This window comes from Staphylococcus sp. GDY8P72P (assembly GCF_016890655.1).
GTDB classification, from domain to species: domain Bacteria; phylum Bacillota; class Bacilli; order Staphylococcales; family Staphylococcaceae; genus Staphylococcus; species Staphylococcus arlettae.
Window position 1 is genome coordinate 1 of sequence record NZ_JAFEQJ010000040.1, and the last position, 1,019, is coordinate 1,019.

Below are 1,019 nucleotides of genomic sequence, written 5' to 3' on the forward strand. Positions count from 1 at the left end.
AATTTGCGCTTTTAATGCATCATTTTTAATATTATCAATTGAATCAGTGATATTAGTAATATAGCTAATAAATTGACTATTATTTTTCTTTAATGCCTCCTCTCTTAAATCTATGTCATCAAATTTTTTAGCAGATGTTGGAACAGGAAAGTCTTCAATAGTATTTAGTAAAACTTTAAATAATTCTAATTCAAATAAGTTAAAGCTATAACTGCTTCTAGTTGCTGATGGATTGGATTTGTATCTAGTTATATCTAACTTATAAACTCGTTCGAGCTTATCCATACTATTCTTAAACATTTTTTCACTTAAGTTACATTCTTTCATTAAATCTTTTCCCGTAAAATATTTATAATTTTCAAAATTCAAAGTTATTGTCCTTTCAAACCTTCTTCAATGGTTATGTTTACTTTAATTATATTATAAAGTAGAATTAATAGTAATAAAGGGAACATTTGTTCCTGTTTGAAGTATACTAATGAAAGTTATGTTTAAATCATTTAAAGAATTGTATGAAGTGCTTGATAGTTATATAGGTATTGATTTGTGATTTTGGAGAAAATGATAACTTGAAGTATGATTTGATGTCAGAATTAGGTATGCACTTTGATAGATATTAAGAAAAGAAAGCTGTTTTTATTTGTGGAAACGTCTAGCTATGTTTTGTATAAAAGACACTTATAATAATTGTAGTATGTTAACAACTGTTAAGCATCATAAGGTAGTGATTAGAGGGTTCTGTTGCAAAGTAAAAAAATATAGCTAACCACTAATTTATCATGTCAGTGTTCGCTTAACTTGCTAGCATGATGCTAATTTCGTGGCATGGCGAAAATCCGTAGATCTGAAGAGATCTGCGGTTCTTTTTATATAGAGCGTAAATACATTCAATACCTTTTAAAGTATTCTTTGCTGTATTGATACTTTGATACCTTGTCTTTCTTACTTTAATATGACGGTGATCTTGCTCAATGAGGTTATTCAGATATTTCGATGTGCAATGACAGTCAGGTTTAAGT

General features: G+C 28.1%; 2 protein-coding genes. Both read right to left on the reverse strand.

Annotated elements, in window-relative coordinates:
- Positions 1-369, reverse strand: a 369-nt coding sequence (locus tag JVU85_RS13415) for a DUF6038 family protein (RefSeq protein ID WP_257238277.1), incomplete at its 3' end; no start/stop codon positions are given.
- Positions 370-793: 424 nt separating this feature from the next.
- Positions 794-1,019, reverse strand: a 226-nt coding sequence (locus JVU85_RS13420) for a DDE-type integrase/transposase/recombinase (protein ID WP_071560098.1), incomplete at its 5' end; no start/stop codon positions are given.